Source organism: Actinocorallia aurea, assembly GCF_054783995.1.
Genome location: NZ_BAAGPQ010000006.1, coordinates 64,230 through 81,836, shown reverse-complemented (window position 1 = coordinate 81,836; position 17,607 = coordinate 64,230). Strand labels below are relative to the sequence as shown.

The following is a 17,607-nucleotide window of genomic DNA, read 5'->3' as shown; positions in this document are numbered from 1 at the left end:
AGCGGGGCATGGAGAGCCATATCCTCGCCGCGACCGGGATCCAGGCCTGGGCAGGGCTGCTCATCGCGCTGCCCCTCGCGGGCGCCGCGATCCTGCTGCTCGGCGGCCGTGCCACCGACAAGTGGGGCCACTACCTGGCCACGCTGCTGTCGGGCGGCGCCTTCGTCCTCGGCTTCGCGATGTTCTGGCAGATGCTCGGGTACGCGGGTGAAGAACGCGCCCGCGACATCCACCTCTACCAGTTCTTCAAGACCGGGAACCTGAGCTTCGACCTGGGCATCCTGCTCGACCAGCTGTCCATCAGCTTCGTCCTGCTGATCACCTTCGTCGGCACGCTCATCCACATCTACTCGATCGGCTACATGGCGCACGACGCGAACCGTCGGCGCTTCTTCGCCTACCTCAACCTGTTCGTCGCGGCCATGCTCCTGCTGGTCCTGTCGGACAACTACCTCGGCCTGTTCATCGGCTGGGAGGGCGTCGGCCTCGCCTCGTACCTGCTCATCGGGTTCTGGCAGCACAAGCCGACCGCCGCCGTCGCCGCCAAGAAGGCCTTCGTGGTCAACCGCGTCGGCGACATCGGCATCGTCATCGCGCTCGGGATCATGGTCGCCACCTTCGGGTCGCTGGCCTTCGAGACCGTGCTCGGCGAGGTTTCCGGCGCGTCCGAGGGCGTCATGACGGCGCTCGGCCTGATGCTGCTGCTGGGGGCGTGCGGCAAGTCCGCCCAGCTCCCGCTGCAGTCCTGGCTGCTGGACGCGATGGAGGGCCCGACCCCGGTGTCGGCGCTCATCCACGCGGCGACCATGGTCACCGCGGGCGTCTACCTGATCGTCCGCTCCGGCGTCATCTTCCAGGCGTCCGTCGCGGCGCAGACCACCGTCGCCATCGTCGGCGCGGCCACGCTGCTCGCCGGTGCGATCATCGGTTGCGCCAAGGACGACATCAAGAAGGCGCTCGCCGGATCGACGATGTCGCAGATCGGCTACATGATCCTCGCCGCGGGCCTCGGCCCGATCGGCTACGTCGTCGCCATCGCCCACCTCATCGCGCACGGCTTCTTCAAGGCCGGGATGTTCCTCGGCGCCGGCTCGGTGATGCACGCGATGAAGGACGACGTGGACATGCGCAAGTACGGCGCGCTCCGCACCGGCATGAAGATCACCTTCGTCACGTTCTTCTTCGGCTACCTGGCGATCATCGGCGTCCCGCCGTTCTCGGGCTTCTTCACCAAGGACGGCATCATCGAGGCCGCCATGCACGAGAACGTCGTCCTCGGCATCTGCACCGTCGTGGGCGCGGCCATCACCGCGTTCTACATGTCGCGCCTGATGTTCATGACGTTCTTCGGCAAGGCCCGCTGGGACGACGACGCGCACCCGCACGAGTCCCCGGCCGTCATGTGGGTCCCGCTGGTGGTCCTCGCGGTCGGCTCCATCGGGATGGGCGGCTTCCTCATGCTGGGCGACAGGTTCGGGGCCTTCCTCGAACCCGTCACCAAGACGCCGGAGGCCGAACACGAGTTCTTCAGCCTCACCGGGATCATCACGCTGGCGCTGGTCGTCATCGGGGTCATCATCGCCTGGGTCAAGTACGGCGCCGCCCCGGTGCCGCGCGAAGCCCCCCGCGGGTCGTGGCTCACCACGTTCGCCCGCCGGGACCTGTACGGGGACGCCCTGAACGAGTCGCTGCTCATGCGGCCCGGCCAGTGGCTGACCCGCCTTTCGGTCTGGTTCGACAACCGCGGCGTCGACGGCGTCGTCAACGGCCTCGCGGCCGGGATCGGCGGCACCTCCGGACGCGTCCGGCGGCTCCAGACCGGATTCGTGCGGTCCTACGCACTGTCCATGTTCCTCGGCGCAGGCGTCCTCGTCGCCGCGCTCCTGGTGGTGAGGATCTGATGCTCTCCGCACTCATCGCCCTCCCCGCACTCGGCGCGCTGGTCGTCGCCCTGCTGCCCAAGGGCAAGGACGAGCTGGCCAAGCAGATCGGGCTCGGGTTCGCCCTCCTCGCCCTCGTCTTCGGGGCCACGCTCGCCACGGGCTGGGACTCCTCGGCCACGGGCTACCAGTTCGCCCAGTCCGTCTGGTGGATCAAGCAGTTCGGCGTCCACTGGGCCGTCGGCCTCGACGGCATGGCCCTCGTCATGGTCCTGCTGTCGCTCATCCTGGTCCCGCTCGTCATGCTGGCGAGCTGGACCGCGGCCGACCGGTACGGCGGCGCGTTCGAAGAGGTCGCCGCGGCCCGCGCCGCGGAGGCCGAGGAGGCGGGCAAGACCGGCAAGACCCCGTTCGGGGTCGTCGGCTCCCGCTCCGCGAAGACCTACTTCGCGCTCATCCTCCTCATGGAGTCGATGATGATCGGCGTCTTCGCGGCGACCGACGTCTTCCTCTTCTACGTGTTCTTCGAGGCCATCCTCCTGCCCGTGTACTTCATCGTCGGCATCTTCGGCGGGCCGCAGCGCTCCTACGCGGCGGTGAAGTTCCTGCTGTACTCCCTGTTCGGCGGACTGCTCATGCTGGTCGCCGTCATCGGGCTGTACGTCTTCGCGGGCAAGAACAGCTTCCTGCTCACCGAGCTGACCGGCGTCGACCTCGACCCGGCGACCGCCAAGTGGCTGTTCCTCGGCTTCTTCATCGCCTTCGCGATCAAGGCGCCGATGTTCCCCGTCCACACCTGGCTGCCCGACACCGCGGCGCAGGCCCCGGCCGGCGCGCTGGTCCTCATCGTCGGAGTGCTGGACAAGATCGGCACCTACGGCATGATCCGGTTCTGCCTTGAGCTGTTCCCCGGCGCGTCCAAGTGGGCGACACCGGTCGTCGTGGTCTTCGCGGTGATCAGCATCGTCTACGGGGCGGTCCTGGCCATCGGGCAGGTCGACCTGAAGCGGCTCATCGCCTACACCTCGATCAGCCACTTCGGATTCATCGTCCTCGGCATCTTCGCGATGACGTCCATGGCCCAGTCCGGCGCGATCCTCTACATGGTGAACCACGGGTTCTCCACGGGCGCGCTGTTCCTGGCCGCGGGCTACCTGATCGTCCGGCGCGGCTCGGCCCGCATCGACGCCTACGGCGGCGTCCAGAAGGTCGCGCCGCTGCTGGCCGGGACGTTCCTCATCGCGGGCCTGTCGGCGCTGTCGCTGCCCGGCCTGTCGACGTTCGTCTCGGAGTTCATGGTCCTCGTCGGGACGTTCACGCGGTACGAGGTCGCCGCCATCATCGCGACCTCCGGCATCGTGCTGGCCGCCCTGTACGTCCTGTGGGCCTACCAGCGGATCGCCGGCGGCCCGACCGCCGAGGCGATCTCCCGCAAGGGCGCGTTCCCCGACCTCAGCCCCCGGGAACTCGCCGCGATCGGTCCGATCCTCGCCGTCATCGTCCTGCTCGGCTTCTTCCCGGGGCCGATCGTGAACGTGATCAACCCGACGGTGGAGCACACGCTCTCGGTCGTCGAGATGACCGACCCCGAGCCCACCGTGGCGGAAGCCCCTGGAGGCCAGCCGTGAACTTCACCGAGGTGTCAGCGGAGGCGTTCCGCGCACCGCACATCGAGTACTCCCACCTCGCCCCGATGCTCATCGTCTTCGGCGTCGCCATCGTCGGCGTCCTCGTCGAGGCGCTCGTCGGGCGGGGATGGCGCGGACGCGTCCAGGTCCCGCTGGCGTTCGCCGGCCTGGGCGCGGCCCTCATCTGGCTGATCATGCTGGCGGTCAACCAGAAGCCGCACAGCGTCGACGCCGAAGGCGCCCTCGGCACCGACGGCCCGACCCTGTTCATCCAGGGCACCATCCTCGCGATGGCGATCCTCAGCCTCCTGCTCGTCGCCGACCGGCAGCAGGAGACGTTCGCCGCGCAGGCCGCCGCGCTGCCCGGCAGCGAGGCCGAGGCCCAGGCCCTGGCGAAGGGCTCGGTCCAGACCGAGATCTTCCCGCTGGTCATGTTCGCTGTCGGCGGCATGCTCATGTTCCCCGCCTCCAACGACCTCCTCACCATGTTCGTGGCGCTGGAGGTCATGTCGCTGCCGCTCTACCTGCTGTGCGGGCTCGCCCGCCGCCGTCGCCTCCTCTCGCAGGAGGCCGCGGTGAAGTACTTCCTGCTGGGCGCGTTCTCCTCGGCGTTCTTCCTCTTCGGAATCGCCCTGGTCTACGGGTACGCGGGCAGCGTCAAGCTCGGCGACGTCTCCCTGGCCGTCCAGTCCGGACCTGGAGCCGCCGCGGGCTCGGCGGTCGAGGTGCCGTCCGTCGTCCTGTACGCCGGTCTCGCCCTCCTGGCGGTCGGGCTGCTGTTCAAGCTCGGCGCGGTGCCCTTCCACTCGTGGAAGCCCGACGTCTACCAGGGCGCGCCGACGCCCGTCACCGCGCTCATGGCCTCCGGCACCCTCGTGGCGGCGGTCGGGGCGACGATGCGGGTGTTCTACGTCGCCTTCGAGAACATGTCGTGGGACTGGCGTCCGATGATGTGGGCGGTGGCCATCCTCACGATGGTCGTCGGCGCGATCGTGGCGATCACCCAGACCGACATCAAGAGGCTGCTGGCCTACTCGTCGGTCGCCCACGCCGGGTTCCTCCTGACCGGCATCATCGCGATGTCCGAGTCCGGGCTGTCGGCGGTGCTGTTCTACCTCGCCGCCTACGGGGCCACGACGATCGGCGCGTTCGCCGTCGTCAGCATGGTCCGGGACGCCGGGGGCGAGGCAGGGCACCTGTCGCGCTGGGCGGGCCTCGGCCGGCGGTCCCCGGTCGTCGCCGGGATCTTCGCCTTCTTCCTGCTGGCCTTCGCCGGCATCCCGCTCACGAGCGGGTTCAGCGGGAAGTTCGCCGTGTTCACCGCGGCCGTCGAGGGGGGCGCCACCCCGCTCGTCATCGTCGGTGTGCTGTCGTCGGCCATCGCCGCGTTCTTCTACGTCCGGGTGATCGTGGTCATGTTCTTCAGCGACCCCGAACCGGACGGGCCGACGATCGTGGTGGCCCCGGCCACCGCGGCGGCGGTCGCCCTCGGGCTTGCGGCTACTGTGGTACTCGGTGTGCTGCCGCAGCCGCTGCTCGACCTGGCCAACACGGCGGCCGGTCAGCTTTTCGTACGTTAGCCAGAAGGGGGCGCATTCGTGAGTGCTGCCGTTCCGTTCGATCTGCGGGTGGACGACACGCTCGCCGCGCTCGTGCAGCAGGGACTCGCCGACGTCGAGTCCCTGCTGTTGGAGACGGTGCACAGCGACTACGGCCTGCTCACCGAAGCCTCCGAACATCTGCTGAACGCGGGCGGCAAGCGGTTCCGGCCCATGCTGGTCCTGCTCGCCGCCCAGTTCGGCGACCCCGCCGCGCCGGGCGTCGTCCCGGCCGCGGTGGTGCTGGAACTGACCCACCTCGCCACGCTCTACCACGACGACGTCATGGACGAGGCCCCGCTCCGGCGCGGCGCCGCCTCGGCGAACTCGCGGTGGAACAACAGCGTCGCGGTCCTCACCGGCGACTACCTGTTCGCCCGCGCGTCCGATCTCCTCGCCGACCTCGGTCCCGAGGCCGTCCGCGTCCAGGCCCGGACGTTCGCACGGCTCGTGCGCGGCCAGATCCAGGAGACCGTCGGCGTCCCCGAGGGCGGCGACGAGCTCAAGCACTACCTCCAGGTCGTCGGCGACAAGACGGCGTCCCTCATCGCCACCTCGGGCCAGTTCGGCGCGATGACGGCGGGCGCGCCCCGGCACGTCGTGGACACCCTCACCTCGGCCTGCGAGAAGATCGGCGTCGCCTTCCAGCTCTCCGACGACATCCTCGACGTCGCCTCGGAGTCCTTCCAGTCCGGCAAGACGCCCGGCACGGACCTGCGCGAAGGCGTCCGGACCCTGCCGATGCTGCACGTCCTGTCCGGCGAGGTCGGCGGCGACGAGCGGCTGCGCGCCCTGCTCGCCGGACCCATCACCGACGACGCCGAGCACGCAGAGGCGCTCGCCCTGCTCCGCGCCCACCCGGCGATGGAACGCGCCCGCTCCGACACCCGCCGCTGGGTCGAGGACGCCAGGGCCGAACTCCTCACCCTCCCCGACATCCCCGCGCGTCAGGCCCTCATCGGCCTCTGCGACTACGTGGTGTCGCGGACGGGCTGAACCTGACTTCCGGCCGAGACGCCGAAGGGGGACGGGCCTGTCGGCCTCGTCCCCCTTCGCCGTTCTCGCGGCGGTGGTGCTCAGTTCCGGGTCAGGTAGAACATCCCCGCGCGGTTGTCGACGGCCTGGGTGGCCTTCGCCAGGCGCTTCACCTTGATCGTGTGGGTGCCGCCGGTGAAGTAGTAGTTGTACGGGTCCCAGACCTTGATCGTCTTGCTCTTCTTGTTGTAGCCGTAGGCGATGACGATGTGCCCGGGATTGCCGGTCGTGATCTGGCTCCGGTACCAGGGGAGTTTGCGCATGTAGACCTGGAGCGGAACCGCCTTGCGCAGGACGCCGACGTTCTGGATGACCCGCTCGGCGAGCTTCTCCGGATCGTCGACGTCATAGACGAGGCTGTAGGCGAATCCCTTGCGCACGGCGTAGGTGTTGAGCACCTTCACCGCGACGTTGTCATACGTGCCCGCGGGCGATTTCGTCTCCATCTTCTCCGCGAGGACGCTCTGGGAGACCGAGATCCCCATGGTCGACAGGGAGATGGCCGAACCCGCGGGGTTGCACCACAGGGGATCGGCCTGGAAGACCTTCCTGATCTTGAGGGTGATCTTGGCAGGGGAGGCCGCGACGGCCCGGGCCGAGGGCGCATCAGCCCGCCGCTCGGGGGCCGCGGCCACAGCGGGTGCTCCCGGCACGACGACGAGCGACGCGAGGAGAGCGGTGCCGGGCACCAAGCTCGCTAGTACCTTGTTCACCTGGTGGGACTCCGGGCGTTCGGGGTGGTTTGCAGTAAGAGTGCCGAACGATGCCGACCGGTGCAAGTGTCTCAAGCGACGGCGGTGACGGGAGTGGCCGCCCGTGATCTGCGTGCCGTACGGAACGCGTCGAAAGTCAGGATCGCGAGCGCGAACCAGACGAGTCCGAAGCCCGCCCAGCGGCTCCCCGGCATCAGTTCGTGCTGCACGAACAGGCCGACGGAGAACTGGAGGACCGGGGCGAGGTACTGCAGGAGCCCGACGGTGCTGAGCGGCAGGGCCTGCGCGGCGGTGTTGAAGAGCATCAGCGGCGCCGCGGTGATGATGCCGAGCAGCAGGATCAGGACCGTGTGGCCGACGCCGTGGTGGCCGAACGCGCCGGACCCGTCCGCCTGCGTCCACACCGCGAAGCCCGCCGCGGGGACGAAGAGGACCGCGGACTCGACGGCCATGCTCTCCGCCGACGCCATGGCCGCCCGCTTCTTCAGCAGCCCGTAGGTGCCGAACGTGAACGCCAGGATCAGCGCGATCCACGGCGGCCTGCCGTAGTCGACGGCGAGGATCACGACGGCGGCGAGACCGACCCCGACCGCGGCCCACTGCCAGGGCCGCAGCCGCTCCTTGAGCAGGACGACGCCGAGCATGACCGAGAAGAGAGGGGTGATGAAGTAGCCGAGGCTCGCCTCGATCGTCTGGCCGTCGTTGACCGCGAGGATGTAGGTGCCCCAGTTGACGGCGATGAGGGCGGCGGCCGCGGTGAGGGCCGCCCACTGCCGTCCGGTGACCTCGCGGATCCACGCCCACCTGCGGGCGAAGGCGAGGATGAGGGCCATCGTGACGAGCGTCCAGACGATCCGCTGGGCCAGGATCTCGCCGGCGCCCGCGGGCTTCAGGAGGGGAAAGTAGAGGGGGAACAGGCCCCAGATCACGTAGGCCGCGAGCCCTGCCGCAAGCCCCCGCCGAGTTTCCATGACGGGCAGGGTATCAAGCCGTAATCACCTAATGCCCGTTGAGTCCTGTCTTGACCGGGTGGATATCATTACCACATGTTCGGATTCGCGAAGACGACCATGGTCAGCCCGGAGAAGGCGCTCCCGGGACGTGACACCCCGATCCCCGTGGCCCCCCGGCACGTCGTGCTGGACGCCCCTCTCGCCCCTCCCTTCCCGGAGGGCGCCGAGATCGCGGAGTTCGCCATGGGCTGCTTCTGGGGCGCCGAGCGCGTCTTCTGGCGCACTCCAGGCGTCATCTCGACCTCCGTGGGCTACGAGGGCGGCTACACCCCCAACCCCACCTATGAAGAGGTCTGCTCGGGCCTCACCGGCCACACCGAGACCGTCCGCGTGGTCTTCGACCCGTCCGCCGTCTCCTACGAGACCCTCCTCAAGACCTTCTGGGAGAACCACAACCCCACCCAGGGCATGCGCCAGGGCAACGACGTCGGCACCCAGTACCGCAGCGCCATCTTCACCCACTCCGACGCCCAGCTCGCCGCCGCCAAGTCCTCCAAGGACGCCTACCAGGCCGTCCTCACCTCCGGCGGCCTCGGCGACATCACCACCGAACTCACCCCGGCCACCGACTACTACTACGCCGAGGACTACCACCAGCAGTACCTCTCCGACTCCAAGAACCCGGGCGGCTACTGCGGCCTGGGCGGCACCGGCCTCTCCTGCCCGATCGGCATCGCCCCCGCGGAGTGACCTGGACGGATCGCGACGAACTCGCGATCCTCTGGGCAGAACACCGCCGTTTCCGCCACCCGACGATCTCAAGTTCGGCAGGTGGCCTGGAAGCGCGTCCTCTACTGGACCCGACGGGTCGTGAGCGGCGCGGTCGAGGGCTGGCGGTGTGGCCTTGGTGGCTGAGATCCTTTCAGGACGTTCGTTGCGAAAGGGGCGGGAAATGCTGGGCTTGGGTGTTCCGGAGCTCCTTCTCATTCTCATGGTCGGGGTTTTCTGGGTGGGGGTGGCCGGGGTCGTCTATCTCATTGTTCGGCTCGCGGCCCGACACGGGGCGCGTGACGCGATGCGGCAGGAGCGGCAGGATTCGGGCGGGCCGCGATGAGGTGATCGTCGCCCGGCCGCGTGGCCGGGCGGGTGGCGGTGTGTCGGCGGTGTCCGCGGCGGGAAACAGGTGAGTTCGCCGCGGGCTGGAGTGCTGGTGGAGATATGGGGTGAAGATGGGGAATTTGAGGAAGTTGGGGGTGGGTGTGGTGCTGTACTGGGGGTGTCGCGTGGGGGGACGGCACTTGCACCGGGGGACGTGACGCGGGTCCCATCGGGTGTTCCCGGCGCATGATCACGTTCTCGGCGGGAACGGGATTCAGGTAAGGAGATCTCTCAGGAGGTGCAGTGATGGGGTTCGTGGACAAGATGAAGAACCAGGCCGAGAAGGTCAAGGGCCGGGCCAAGGAGAGAATGGGGCACGACACGCGGGACCGCTCGCTCCAGAACGAGGGGCGGGTGGACCGGATCAAGGGGAGTGCCAAGCAGGCCGGCGAGCATCTGAAGGACGCCGCGCGCGACCTTCGGCACCGGGGCAAGTGAGCATCCTGACGGCCGGGACGGAGTGATCCGTCCCGGCCGTCGCCGTGTCCGGGGCATGGGGCGGCGCGCTCAGCTTCCCGGGGCGTCGTAGGCGGCGCGGGCCCGGTCGACCTCGGGCATGTGTTCTTCGGCCCACGATGCCAGGGAGTCCAGGAGGGCCAGGAGGCTCTCTCCCGGCGGGGTCAAGGAGTAGTCCACGCGGGCGGGGACGCCGGGGACCGCGGTGCGCAGGACGAAGCCGTCGCGCTCAAGGGAGCGCAGGGTCTGGGTGAGCATCTTCTGGCTGGCGCCCGCGACGGTCCGGGACAGCGCGTTGTAGCGGACCGGTCCGTCGGCGAGGGCCCGCAGGACGAGCGGGGCCCACTTGTCGCCGAGCCGGTCCAGCAGGCGGTTGGCGGGGCACGCCGCGGCGCGGCCGAGGTGGTCGGCGCGGGCGGCGGCGCGGCGGTCGGCGGCGCTGAGTGTGGTCATCGGTCTCCTCCGGGTGCGTTGCGCACTTGCGGGTGCTTACTGCCGCGGGGTCTCCTGCGGCGCCTAGGGTCGGCGCGGAAGGTCTCCAGCGTACGAGCAAGGGGTGACGGCGGCGATGACGGTGATCGGGATTCTGGGTGCGGGCGGGGTGGCCGGCGCGCTGGCGACGGGGCTGCACGGGGCGGGCCGCGAAGTGGTGGTGGGCGCGCGGCGGCCCGCCGCATGGGACGTGCCCGGAGTGCCGGCGATGGCGCCGCGCGATGCGGCGATCGCGGCCGACGTGGTGGTGAACGCGCTGCCCGGCGACGTCTGCCTGGACGTGCTGGGCGGGCTGGCCGAGCAGCTGGAAGGCAAGATCGTGATGGACGTCGCCAACGCCGTGGTGACGGACCAGGTGGGGTTCGCCGTGGCGCTGCGCCACCCTGGCGGCAGCCTCGCCGAGGAGCTCCAGCGGGCGCTGCCCGGATCCCGGGTGGTCAAGGCGCTCTGCACCGCGCATGTCTCGGTGATGGCCGACCCGGGCTCGCTGGCCGGGTCGCCCGACGTCTTCCTCTCCGGGGACGACGCCGCCGCGAAGACCGTCGTCCGGGGGCTGCTGCGGGATCTGGGCTGGCCGGAGGGGGCGGTGATCGACCTGGGAGGGGTGCGGACGGCGCGCGGCCCCGAGGCGTTCGTCCTGATGGTGGGCGATCTCGTGCGCGCGCTCGGCCCGGTGCCCTTCGCGCTCTCCGTGGCCCGGTAGGCGCGGACATCCGTAATTCGGGGTAGGGGTGTCCGAAGGCGGGCGGGGGTCGACCTGTGCGGCGCTCGCCTGCGTCATAACGGACATGGGGGTCGAAGTAGAACGGAACATGTACAGGGCCGGGACGGTGTCCGCGGTCCTCGGGTTCGTGCTGGTGCTGGCGTCGGGGGGTGACGGCTGGGCGGCGTGGTTCGGGGCGGTCTTCGGGATCGCCGGGGCGCTGACCCTGTTCGAGGCTCTGGTCGTTCGCGGGGCGCGGCCGCGGCGGATCGTCGACGCGCTGGCGCCGCTCGCCGTGCTCGGACTCTGCGTGGAGTCCGCGCTCTGGGTCATCCTCTGAAGGTGCGCCGGTTCCCCTATCGACGCTGCCCTTTGCCGGATATACGTTGATCTTCCGGGCGGCCGCGCAGGTCGGCGCCAGAGGTGGACAGCGGTGGGCTATGCGTGAGAGATGGCATTCGGTGATCGGGCGGGTCGCCCCCGGTCTCGCCGTGGTGTCGGTGCCCGTCCTCTTCTCCGACCGGCCGCTGAAGGACGCGGTGGTCCCCGTCGTCGCCTTCGCCTTCGCGGTGGTGTTCGGGGTGCTGCTGCCGGGCCGGCCGGGCTGGAACCGGGTCTGGCCCTGGACCCTGACGGTCTTCGGGATCGTCTTCGGCGCGTTCGCCGGGGCGTCCCTCATCGCCGGGGTCATGTCGAACCTGTGGGGCTGGGGCGGGCGCTTCGAATTGCCGTGGGGCCTGGCCTGGGAGACCTCGGGCGTGCGCGGCGAGGGCGTCGGGTTCACGCCGGGCCGCGCCTTCCTGCTGACCCCGCTGGCCGCCGCCGCCGTGACCGCCGCCTTCCTCACCCTGCGCAGGCCCCCGAAGGAGGCCTAGCCGCGCCGCGCGGCCCCGGGAACGCGAAATCCCCGCCCGGGTCCGAGCGGGGATTCCTGGGGCGCGAGGCCTCAGCGCAGGCGCTTGCCGAACGAGAAGAAGACGCTCTCGCCGGTCGCGTCCTGGACCGCGTCGTTGTCGGTGGCGACCCACGGCCGTCCGCCGCCCGTCACGGCGAAGCCCTCGACCTTCTCCTGGACCCAGCCGCCGAAGGAGGCGAGGTCGGGCAGCAGGTCGTGCACGAGGGTCTTCGTCAGCACCGCAAGCCCCGTCGGCTCGCCCTTCGGCAGGGCGACGGAGTACAGCTTCTTGTGCGCGGCGGCCGTGCCGGACGCCTTGTCACGCTCGACGACGATCAGCCTGCCGTCGTAGGCGGTGATCTCCGACAACCCGTTCCAGTTCGCGGTCGACGCCGACGGCTCGATCGGGTACCCGAACCATGACCAGGCGCCCGTCGCCGGGAGGTAGCGCCCGATCCGGACGGTGTTGGCCGGGTCGCCCGTCAGGGGCCGCTGGAGCGTCACCCAGACGGTCTCAGCCGCGCCGGAGCCGGTGACGGTGACGCCTTCGAGGCCCTGGGAGCCCATCCGGGAGGTGATGTCGGCCGGGAGGGTGATCTCCTTCTGGACGGCGCCCCTGGCGTCGACCTCGACCAGGAGGTTCCCCGGGCCCTTGGCGCCTTCGTTGGCGAGCCAGAACCCGCCGGACGGCCGGGCGGCGACACCTTCGGCGTCATAGGCGGCGGGGGCGCCGTCCTTGGTGACGGTCAGGGCCGAGGTGAGCTCGGCGGGGCTCTCGCCGGTGTCGATCGAGTAGATCCTGGTCGGCGCGTAGGCGTTGTCCGAGACCGCGTAGAGGCCGTCACGGCTGCCCGGCCTGCCGGAAAGGCCCGACAGGGCGCCCCAGCCGATCGGCGCGCCGTCCGGGCCCGCCTGGGACACCAGGCCGGGCGTCTCCGGCCTGCCGAGCCGGAACACCTGGACGCCCGCGCGCAGGCCCACCGAGGAGTCGTCGGTCTCGGAGGAGACGACGAACATGCCGCGCGACGGGACCGCGAGCAGCCCCTCGGGTCCGGCGTTCGTGGACAGGAACTGCACGAACTCCGGCCGGGACGGACGGCTCATGTCGTAGACCGCGACGAAGTTCGAGCGCTCGGATCCGACGAAGGCGTACCGCTTGCCGTGGAAGGTTCCGACGGCGAGGCCCTCGGGCTCGGCGCCCTTGTTCTCCGACCTGTCGTCGTTGAACTGGCCGTACTTGATCGCGAGCCGCTCGTAGGAGTTCCCGGCGTCCCACAGGACCTTGCCGGAGGCGCTGAAGACGGTCCAGCCGCGGCTGCCGCCCTTCCAGTCGCCCTCGTTGGCGGTCGCGAGGGTCTCGTCGTCGACCCAGGAGATCGCGTCGGGTTCGCGCGGCACGTCGGTGATGGTGCCGGTCGGCGAGATGACGCCGTCCTCCTCGGTGTCCACGCCGGAGACGGTGACCTTGCCGGCGGAGAAGACCTTCTCGATCTTTCCGGAGGCCAGGTCGACGATGGCGACGCCGTTGTTCTCCTGGAGCGTGACGGCCACCTTGCCGCGCCCGTTGATCGAGACGTACTCGGGCTCGGGGTCCTGTGGGGTGTCGATTCCGGCGGCGGTGAAGGAGGGCAGCGCGCTCCCGTCGGCCTTGGTGAAGGGCACCGTGCGAAGGCCCCACGAGGCCGGGTCGGCCCGCTTGAGGTCGAGGATCTGCAGGAATCCGGCCGGCGCCTGGGGCAGGTCGCCGTCGTCGCCGCCCGCGGGGGCGACGTCCTCGTCGCGCTGGTTCTCCATCGCGATGGCCGCGTACCTGCCCTTGACCGCGATCGAGTCGGGCTGGCCGCCCAGGTCGATGCTGCGGACGATCTTCCGGTCGGCGATCCGCACGACGTCGACCCGGCCCGAGGGGGCGGTGAAGCTGTCGCTGGTGTCGATGACGACCAGCGCGTAGGCGCCGACGACGGCGACGGAGGTCGGCTGGCCGCCTTCGGTGGCGAGGGTGCCGAGGCCCTTGGGGGAGCCCGGATCAGAGAGGTCGAGGAAGCCGACGCGCTCGCCCGGGGCGTCGGTGTAGATGAGGGTCCTGCCGTCCTCGGTGACCGCGCTGATCTCCGCGACGGTCTCGTCGGCGGGGTCGGCGTCCGCGGGCAGGTTCTGGAAGACCGGGTAGGTCGAGACCCGCTCGAACAGCGGGCCCTTGCCTCCGGCGCCTCCGGCGTGCGCGGCCGGGGTCAGCCCGGCGACCAACGCCGCGCCGGCCAGCGCGCCGACCGACAGTTGCATGCGAAGTCGCATGAAGTACTCCGTTCCGTATCCAAACGGAACGACCCTGGCAGGTGGTGGAGAAGCCCGGATGAACTCTCGGGGTCCTGGGCCTTAAGAGGGCGAGGAGTGGCGCTGGTGACGGGTGGGGCGGCGGCCCGGGCTCAGTATGGGAGGACGCGGCCGGAAGGGGTGCGGAGGTCGAGGTCGGTGGTGGGCTTGCGGGGGACGCGCGGAAGCTTGACGATCTGCTGCTGCCTTGCCATTTCGATCATCTCCCCTCGGAGACAGGCCGCTAATCGGCCGGCGTGTTCACCCTCGGCGGAACTTCGCGTGCGCTCCCGCGACTGCCGTGGGTTGTGCTGAGCTTACGCACTGTTTGTTAGAGCTTCATCCGGTTTTCTGGTGTGGGACGTCACACAAGGTGATCGTATGGTGCCTTCTCGTCAAAGTGCAGGGGGTTCCACGATGATCCCCCTGCGGTCTTTGGCCGTGGAATACCCCACTGAAGCCTTGTCATAAACCGATGATTGCCCGGGCTCTTCCCGAGAGGGGAACGGTCCGGCCCCGGAAGGCGGCGGACCTGCCGCGTCAGGAGGTGATGTCCTTGGCGCGGAAGCGCCGGAAGGCCAGGGCGAACAGGACGAGTGCGTAGGAGACGGACAGGGCGGCCCCCTTGGCCATGCCCGTCCACTGGATCTCCGGCTGGAGCGCGTCCATCCAGGCGTACATGTAGCGGGTGGGCAGCACGTCCCGCCACGAGCCGAGGGCCTCCACGGCCTCCAGGATGTTGCAGATGATCACCATGCCGACGGCCCCGCCGACCGCGCCGAGCGGCGAGTCGGTGCTCACCGACAGCAGGAACGCCACTGCCGCGACGACGAGCTGGGAGACCAGCGCGTACCCGGCGATGATCGCCATCCGGCCGAACGCCGCCTCGGCCGGGAAGGTCCCGCCCGTCGGCACCGTCACGTCGGACCAGCCGAAGACCAGCGTGCCCGCGACCAGCGCCATCACCGGCAGCGTCAGCACCGCCGCGGCGGCGTAGCCGAGCGCGACGACGAGCTTCTGGCGCAGCAGCCTGTCGCGCGGGACGGGCGCGGCCAGCAGATAGCGCAGCGACGACCAGCCCGCCTCGCTGGCCACGGTGTCGCCGCAGAACAGCGCGACCGCGACGACCAGCAGGAACCCCGTGGCCACGAACAGCGCGAACAGGGCGAAGTTCAGCCCGCCCGTGGTCGCCACGTCGACCAGCGAGACCCGCCCGTCCGGCTGGTCGGGCTCCCCGCCGAACTGGAACGCGACGATGAGGATCCACGGCAGCGCCAGCAGCAGCCCGAACGCGACGAGCGTCCGCCGCCGCCGGAACTGCCGCACGGCCTCCACCCGCAGCGGCAGCGCCCGGCTCATACCCCGCCTCCGATGATCTCCAGGAACACGTTCTCCAGGCCGCGCCCGCCGACGATCTCCTCGACGGGGCCGTCGGCGACCTTCGCGCCGCGGGTCATGACGACCACGTGGGTGCAGGTCTGCTCGACCTCGCTCAGCAGGTGGCTGGAGACGATCACGGTGCGGCCGCGGGCGGCGTAGTCCACGAGGACCTCGCGCATCGCCCGGATCTGCGGCGGGTCGAGGCCGTTGGTGGGCTCGTCGAGGACGAGGAGGTCGGGTAGGCCGAGCATCGCCTGGGCGATCGCCAGCCGGGCCCGCATGCCCTGCGAGTACGTCCGGACGGGGCGGCCCAAGGCGTCCTCGCCGAGGGCGGCCACCTCCAGGGCCTCCTCAAGGTGCGCCTCGTCCATGGGACGCCCGGTGGCCCGCCAGTACAGGGTCAGGTTGTCGCGGCCGGACAGGTGCGGGAGGAACCCGGGGCCTTCGACGAACGAGCCGAGCCGGCCCAGCACCTCGGCCCCGGGAGTCACCTTGTGGCCGAAGATCCGGATCTCGCCGCCTTCGGGGTGGATGAGGCCCATGAGCATCCGAAGAGTCGTCGTCTTCCCCGCGCCGTTGGGCCCCAGAAGGCCGAGGACCTGGCCCTTCTCGACCTTGAACGAGAGGTCGTCGACGGCCTTGAACCCGTTCGCGTAGGTCTTGGTGAGGCCGTCGATCCGCAGCGGCACCTCGGCGAGGGAAGGGTCGAAGCTTCCCTTCGGCCTGCGCCGGAAGACCAGGGCCCCGGCGATCACCAGCGCGACGAGGGGCAGCACCCACACCCACGCCGGAGGACGGCCCGCGGGCGTGGCCAGGCCGGGGACGGTCGGGAGCGAGAGCGCGGAGGCCGCCGAGATCTTGTAGGTCGCGGGGGCGAGCGGCCCGGCGAAGCCCATGTCGGTGGTGGAGAGCGTGATCCGGATGCGGTGGCCGCGGGCGAAGTCGTAGTCGATCGCCGGAAGGACGACCTCGGCCTTGCCGGCCTCCGTCAGGCGCACCGGGGCGGCGATCCGCCGGGCGAGCGCCGCGGTGCCCTCGGGCGTCACGTCGTAGACCTTGGCGAACAGGGTCGCCGCCTTGTCGACCTCCACGGTGAGGCGGGGCGCGCCCGTCACCCGCAGGGACTCGGCCAAAGGCTCGGTGGTGAAGGACGCGCTCTGCCCTGGCGAATCCAGGGAGGCGCCCAGAGAGCCGAGCGACGAGCCCAGCGCGCTCAGCGCGCCGAGACCCGGCACCGCCGAGACCGCCGCGGGCACCCCGCCGGCCGGGTTCTGCACGGCCTGCTCGCCGCCCTCCACGGGCATCTCCCGAGGCATCGACGACAGCCCGGGGTAGGTGCCGGTGGAGGCCGCGCGCAGCCATGTGCGCCCGTTCGTGGAGTCCACGCCGGTGGCCCGGGTGACGGTGAAGGCGGGGGCGGGCTTGGCGGCCTCCAGGCCCTTCAGATGGTCGTCGAACCAGCTCGCGGTGAGCTCGGTGAGCAGGGGGGTCTCGGGGTCGCCGCCGTCATGGCCGCCCTGGTACCAGACGACGGAGACGGGCCCTTCGGCTCGGCGCGCGTTCGCGTCGGCGTGGTCGAGGGGGAAGAGGGAGTCGCTCTGGCCCTGGATAAGGAGGGTCGGCGCCTTGACGGGCGGAGCCGTCGCGGGGGAGGAGGCCTTGAGGAGCGCGATGTCCTCCTCGGTGGCCTCACCGGTCTGGGCGATCCGCTGGTACATCGCGCACAGCTCGGGCCGGAACCGTCCACAGGCTGTGGATCCGTCGGACTCGCCGGTGAAGAACAGGCCCGCCCACAGCTTCTTGAACACCCCGTCGGGCAGCAGCGCCGAGGACAGGTCGTACCAGGTGATCGACGGGACCAGGGCGTCCACCCGGTCGTCGTAGGCCGCCGTCAGCAGCGAGATCGCGCCGCCGTAGGACGGGCCCGCCAGGCCGACGCGCGGATCGCCGGGCGCGTCCTGGAGCACCTCGGGACGCTTCCCCAGCCAGTCGATGAGCTGCCGGGTGTCCTTGACCTCGTAGTCGGGCGAGTTGAGCGCGATCTGGCCGCCGGAGGCCCCGAAACCGCGCGCCGACCAGGTGAGTACCGCGTAGCCGCGCTCCGCCAGCTCCCGCGCCGCCGCGGTCTGGGAGCGCTTCGAGCCGCCGAACCCGTGCGCCAGCAGCACCGCGGGCGCCTTCCCCGCGCCCTCGGGCCGGTAGAAGGTCGCGTCGAGGGTGATCCGCTCGTCGTCGCGCGGGCCGTCGACCACGTCGATCCGCACGTCCTGCCGGACCACCCCTGGTGCGTCGTCGCGCTGAAGGAGGTAGCCGCCCCCGCCCGCCGCGACGAGGCCCGCCACGGCCGCGCCCGCGACCCACCGCCTCATGCGCGCGATGCTACGCGGGCCCGCGTAAAACGGA

Annotated in this window: 15 protein-coding genes; 9 read left to right on the top strand and 6 right to left on the bottom strand. The window is 70.5% G+C overall.

What is annotated here, in order from left to right; all coding sequences use genetic code 11:
- The first annotated feature begins 8 nt into the window (after nucleotides 1–8).
- From nuoL to ACYVOM_RS08560, 4 genes are all read left to right on the top strand, one after another.
- Nucleotides 9–1,901, top strand: a complete 1,893-nt coding sequence (gene nuoL / locus ACYVOM_RS08575; RefSeq protein ID WP_460302711.1) for an NADH-quinone oxidoreductase subunit L — start codon at nucleotides 9–11, stop codon at nucleotides 1,899–1,901.
- Nucleotides 1,901–3,508: an NADH-quinone oxidoreductase subunit M gene (locus ACYVOM_RS08570; protein ID WP_460302710.1), complete on the top strand. Its 1,608-nt coding sequence runs from the start codon at nucleotides 1,901–1,903 to the stop codon at nucleotides 3,506–3,508. The genes nuoL and ACYVOM_RS08570 overlap by 1 nt, the downstream gene beginning before the upstream one ends.
- A 65-nt stretch (nucleotides 3,509–3,573) precedes the next feature.
- On the top strand, nucleotides 3,574–5,088 hold the full coding sequence (gene nuoN, locus ACYVOM_RS08565) for an NADH-quinone oxidoreductase subunit NuoN (RefSeq protein ID WP_460302995.1): 1,515 nt from the start codon (nucleotides 3,574–3,576) through the stop codon (nucleotides 5,086–5,088).
- Nucleotides 5,089–5,106: 18 nt separating this feature from the next.
- Entirely contained in the window at nucleotides 5,107–6,102 is a 996-nt protein-coding gene (locus ACYVOM_RS08560) for a polyprenyl synthetase family protein (protein WP_460302709.1), read from the top strand.
- 80 nt (nucleotides 6,103–6,182) lie between these two features.
- Here ACYVOM_RS08560 and ACYVOM_RS08555 read toward each other — a convergent pair whose 3' ends face one another.
- Both ACYVOM_RS08555 and rarD read right to left on the bottom strand, forming a co-directional pair.
- Nucleotides 6,183–6,854: a C39 family peptidase gene (locus ACYVOM_RS08555; protein WP_460302708.1), complete on the bottom strand. Its 672-nt coding sequence runs from the start codon at nucleotides 6,852–6,854 to the stop codon at nucleotides 6,183–6,185.
- A gap of 71 nt (nucleotides 6,855–6,925) precedes the next feature.
- On the bottom strand, nucleotides 6,926–7,825 hold the full coding sequence (gene rarD / locus ACYVOM_RS08550; RefSeq protein WP_460302707.1) for an EamA family transporter RarD: 900 nt from the start codon (nucleotides 7,823–7,825) through the stop codon (nucleotides 6,926–6,928).
- A 75-nt stretch (nucleotides 7,826–7,900) separates the two neighbouring features.
- Here rarD and msrA point away from each other — a divergent pair, with 75 nt between their 5' ends.
- Both msrA and ACYVOM_RS08540 read left to right on the top strand, forming a co-directional pair.
- On the top strand, nucleotides 7,901–8,557 hold the full coding sequence (msrA, locus tag ACYVOM_RS08545; RefSeq protein ID WP_460302706.1) for a peptide-methionine (S)-S-oxide reductase MsrA: 657 nt from the start codon (nucleotides 7,901–7,903) through the stop codon (nucleotides 8,555–8,557).
- A 654-nt stretch (nucleotides 8,558–9,211) separates the two neighbouring features.
- Nucleotides 9,212–9,403, top strand: a complete 192-nt coding sequence (locus tag ACYVOM_RS08540; RefSeq protein ID WP_460302705.1) for a CsbD family protein — start codon at nucleotides 9,212–9,214, stop codon at nucleotides 9,401–9,403.
- A 69-nt stretch (nucleotides 9,404–9,472) separates the two neighbouring features.
- Here ACYVOM_RS08540 and ACYVOM_RS08535 read toward each other — a convergent pair whose 3' ends face one another.
- Nucleotides 9,473–9,874, bottom strand: a complete 402-nt coding sequence (locus ACYVOM_RS08535) for a winged helix-turn-helix transcriptional regulator (RefSeq protein WP_460302704.1) — start codon at nucleotides 9,872–9,874, stop codon at nucleotides 9,473–9,475.
- Between the two features lie 115 nt (nucleotides 9,875–9,989).
- On the opposite strand from ACYVOM_RS08535, the gene ACYVOM_RS08530 reads away from it, so the two are divergent.
- From ACYVOM_RS08530 to ACYVOM_RS08520, 3 genes are all read left to right on the top strand, one after another.
- Nucleotides 9,990–10,616: an NADPH-dependent F420 reductase gene (locus tag ACYVOM_RS08530; protein WP_460302703.1), complete on the top strand. Its 627-nt coding sequence runs from the start codon at nucleotides 9,990–9,992 to the stop codon at nucleotides 10,614–10,616.
- Between the two features lie 85 nt (nucleotides 10,617–10,701).
- On the top strand, nucleotides 10,702–10,956 hold the full coding sequence (locus ACYVOM_RS08525) for a hypothetical protein (RefSeq protein ID WP_460302702.1): 255 nt from the start codon (nucleotides 10,702–10,704) through the stop codon (nucleotides 10,954–10,956).
- Between the two features lie 100 nt (nucleotides 10,957–11,056).
- Nucleotides 11,057–11,491 carry a hypothetical protein gene (locus ACYVOM_RS08520; protein WP_460302701.1) on the top strand — a complete coding sequence of 145 codons (435 nt, stop codon included), beginning with the start codon at nucleotides 11,057–11,059 and terminating at the stop codon, nucleotides 11,489–11,491.
- A gap of 71 nt (nucleotides 11,492–11,562) precedes the next feature.
- Here ACYVOM_RS08520 and ACYVOM_RS08515 read toward each other — a convergent pair whose 3' ends face one another.
- The 3 genes from ACYVOM_RS08515 to ACYVOM_RS08505 all read right to left on the bottom strand — a co-directional run bounded on the left by ACYVOM_RS08515 (nucleotide 11,563) and on the right by ACYVOM_RS08505 (nucleotide 17,573).
- Nucleotides 11,563–13,806: an esterase-like activity of phytase family protein gene (locus ACYVOM_RS08515; protein WP_460302700.1), complete on the bottom strand. Its 2,244-nt coding sequence runs from the start codon at nucleotides 13,804–13,806 to the stop codon at nucleotides 11,563–11,565.
- A gap of 558 nt (nucleotides 13,807–14,364) precedes the next feature.
- Nucleotides 14,365–15,183, bottom strand: a complete 819-nt coding sequence (locus ACYVOM_RS08510) for an ABC transporter permease (RefSeq protein ID WP_460302699.1) — start codon at nucleotides 15,181–15,183, stop codon at nucleotides 14,365–14,367.
- Nucleotides 15,180–17,573, bottom strand: a complete 2,394-nt coding sequence (locus tag ACYVOM_RS08505; protein ID WP_460302698.1) for an alpha/beta fold hydrolase — start codon at nucleotides 17,571–17,573, stop codon at nucleotides 15,180–15,182. Before ACYVOM_RS08505 ends, ACYVOM_RS08510 begins: the two co-directional genes overlap by 4 nt.
- Nucleotides 17,574–17,607: the final 34 nt, after the last annotated feature.

Bases quoted from the DNA above. Each gene is read 5' to 3' on its own strand.
- ACYVOM_RS08570 (WP_460302710.1), top strand. From the start codon at position 1,901: ATGCTCTCCGCACTCATCGCCCTCCCCGCACTCGGCGCGCTGGTCGTC.
- ACYVOM_RS08530 (WP_460302703.1), top strand. From the start codon at position 9,990: ATGACGGTGATCGGGATTCTGGGTGCGGGCGGGGTGGCCGGCGCGCTG.
- rarD (WP_460302707.1), bottom strand. From the start codon at position 7,825: ATGGAAACTCGGCGGGGGCTTGCGGCAGGGCTCGCGGCCTACGTGATC.
- ACYVOM_RS08520 (WP_460302701.1), top strand. From the start codon at position 11,057: ATGCGTGAGAGATGGCATTCGGTGATCGGGCGGGTCGCCCCCGGTCTC.
- ACYVOM_RS08515 (WP_460302700.1), bottom strand. From the start codon at position 13,806: ATGCGACTTCGCATGCAACTGTCGGTCGGCGCGCTGGCCGGCGCGGCG.
- nuoL (WP_460302711.1), top strand. From the start codon at position 9: ATGGAGAGCCATATCCTCGCCGCGACCGGGATCCAGGCCTGGGCAGGG.
- msrA (WP_460302706.1), top strand. From the start codon at position 7,901: ATGTTCGGATTCGCGAAGACGACCATGGTCAGCCCGGAGAAGGCGCTC.
- ACYVOM_RS08525 (WP_460302702.1), top strand. From the start codon at position 10,702: ATGGGGGTCGAAGTAGAACGGAACATGTACAGGGCCGGGACGGTGTCC.
- ACYVOM_RS08510 (WP_460302699.1), bottom strand. From the start codon at position 15,183: ATGAGCCGGGCGCTGCCGCTGCGGGTGGAGGCCGTGCGGCAGTTCCGG.
- ACYVOM_RS08535 (WP_460302704.1), bottom strand. From the start codon at position 9,874: ATGACCACACTCAGCGCCGCCGACCGCCGCGCCGCCGCCCGCGCCGAC.
- ACYVOM_RS08540 (WP_460302705.1), top strand. From the start codon at position 9,212: ATGGGGTTCGTGGACAAGATGAAGAACCAGGCCGAGAAGGTCAAGGGC.
- ACYVOM_RS08505 (WP_460302698.1), bottom strand. From the start codon at position 17,573: ATGAGGCGGTGGGTCGCGGGCGCGGCCGTGGCGGGCCTCGTCGCGGCG.
- nuoN (WP_460302995.1), top strand. From the start codon at position 3,574: ATGCTCATCGTCTTCGGCGTCGCCATCGTCGGCGTCCTCGTCGAGGCG.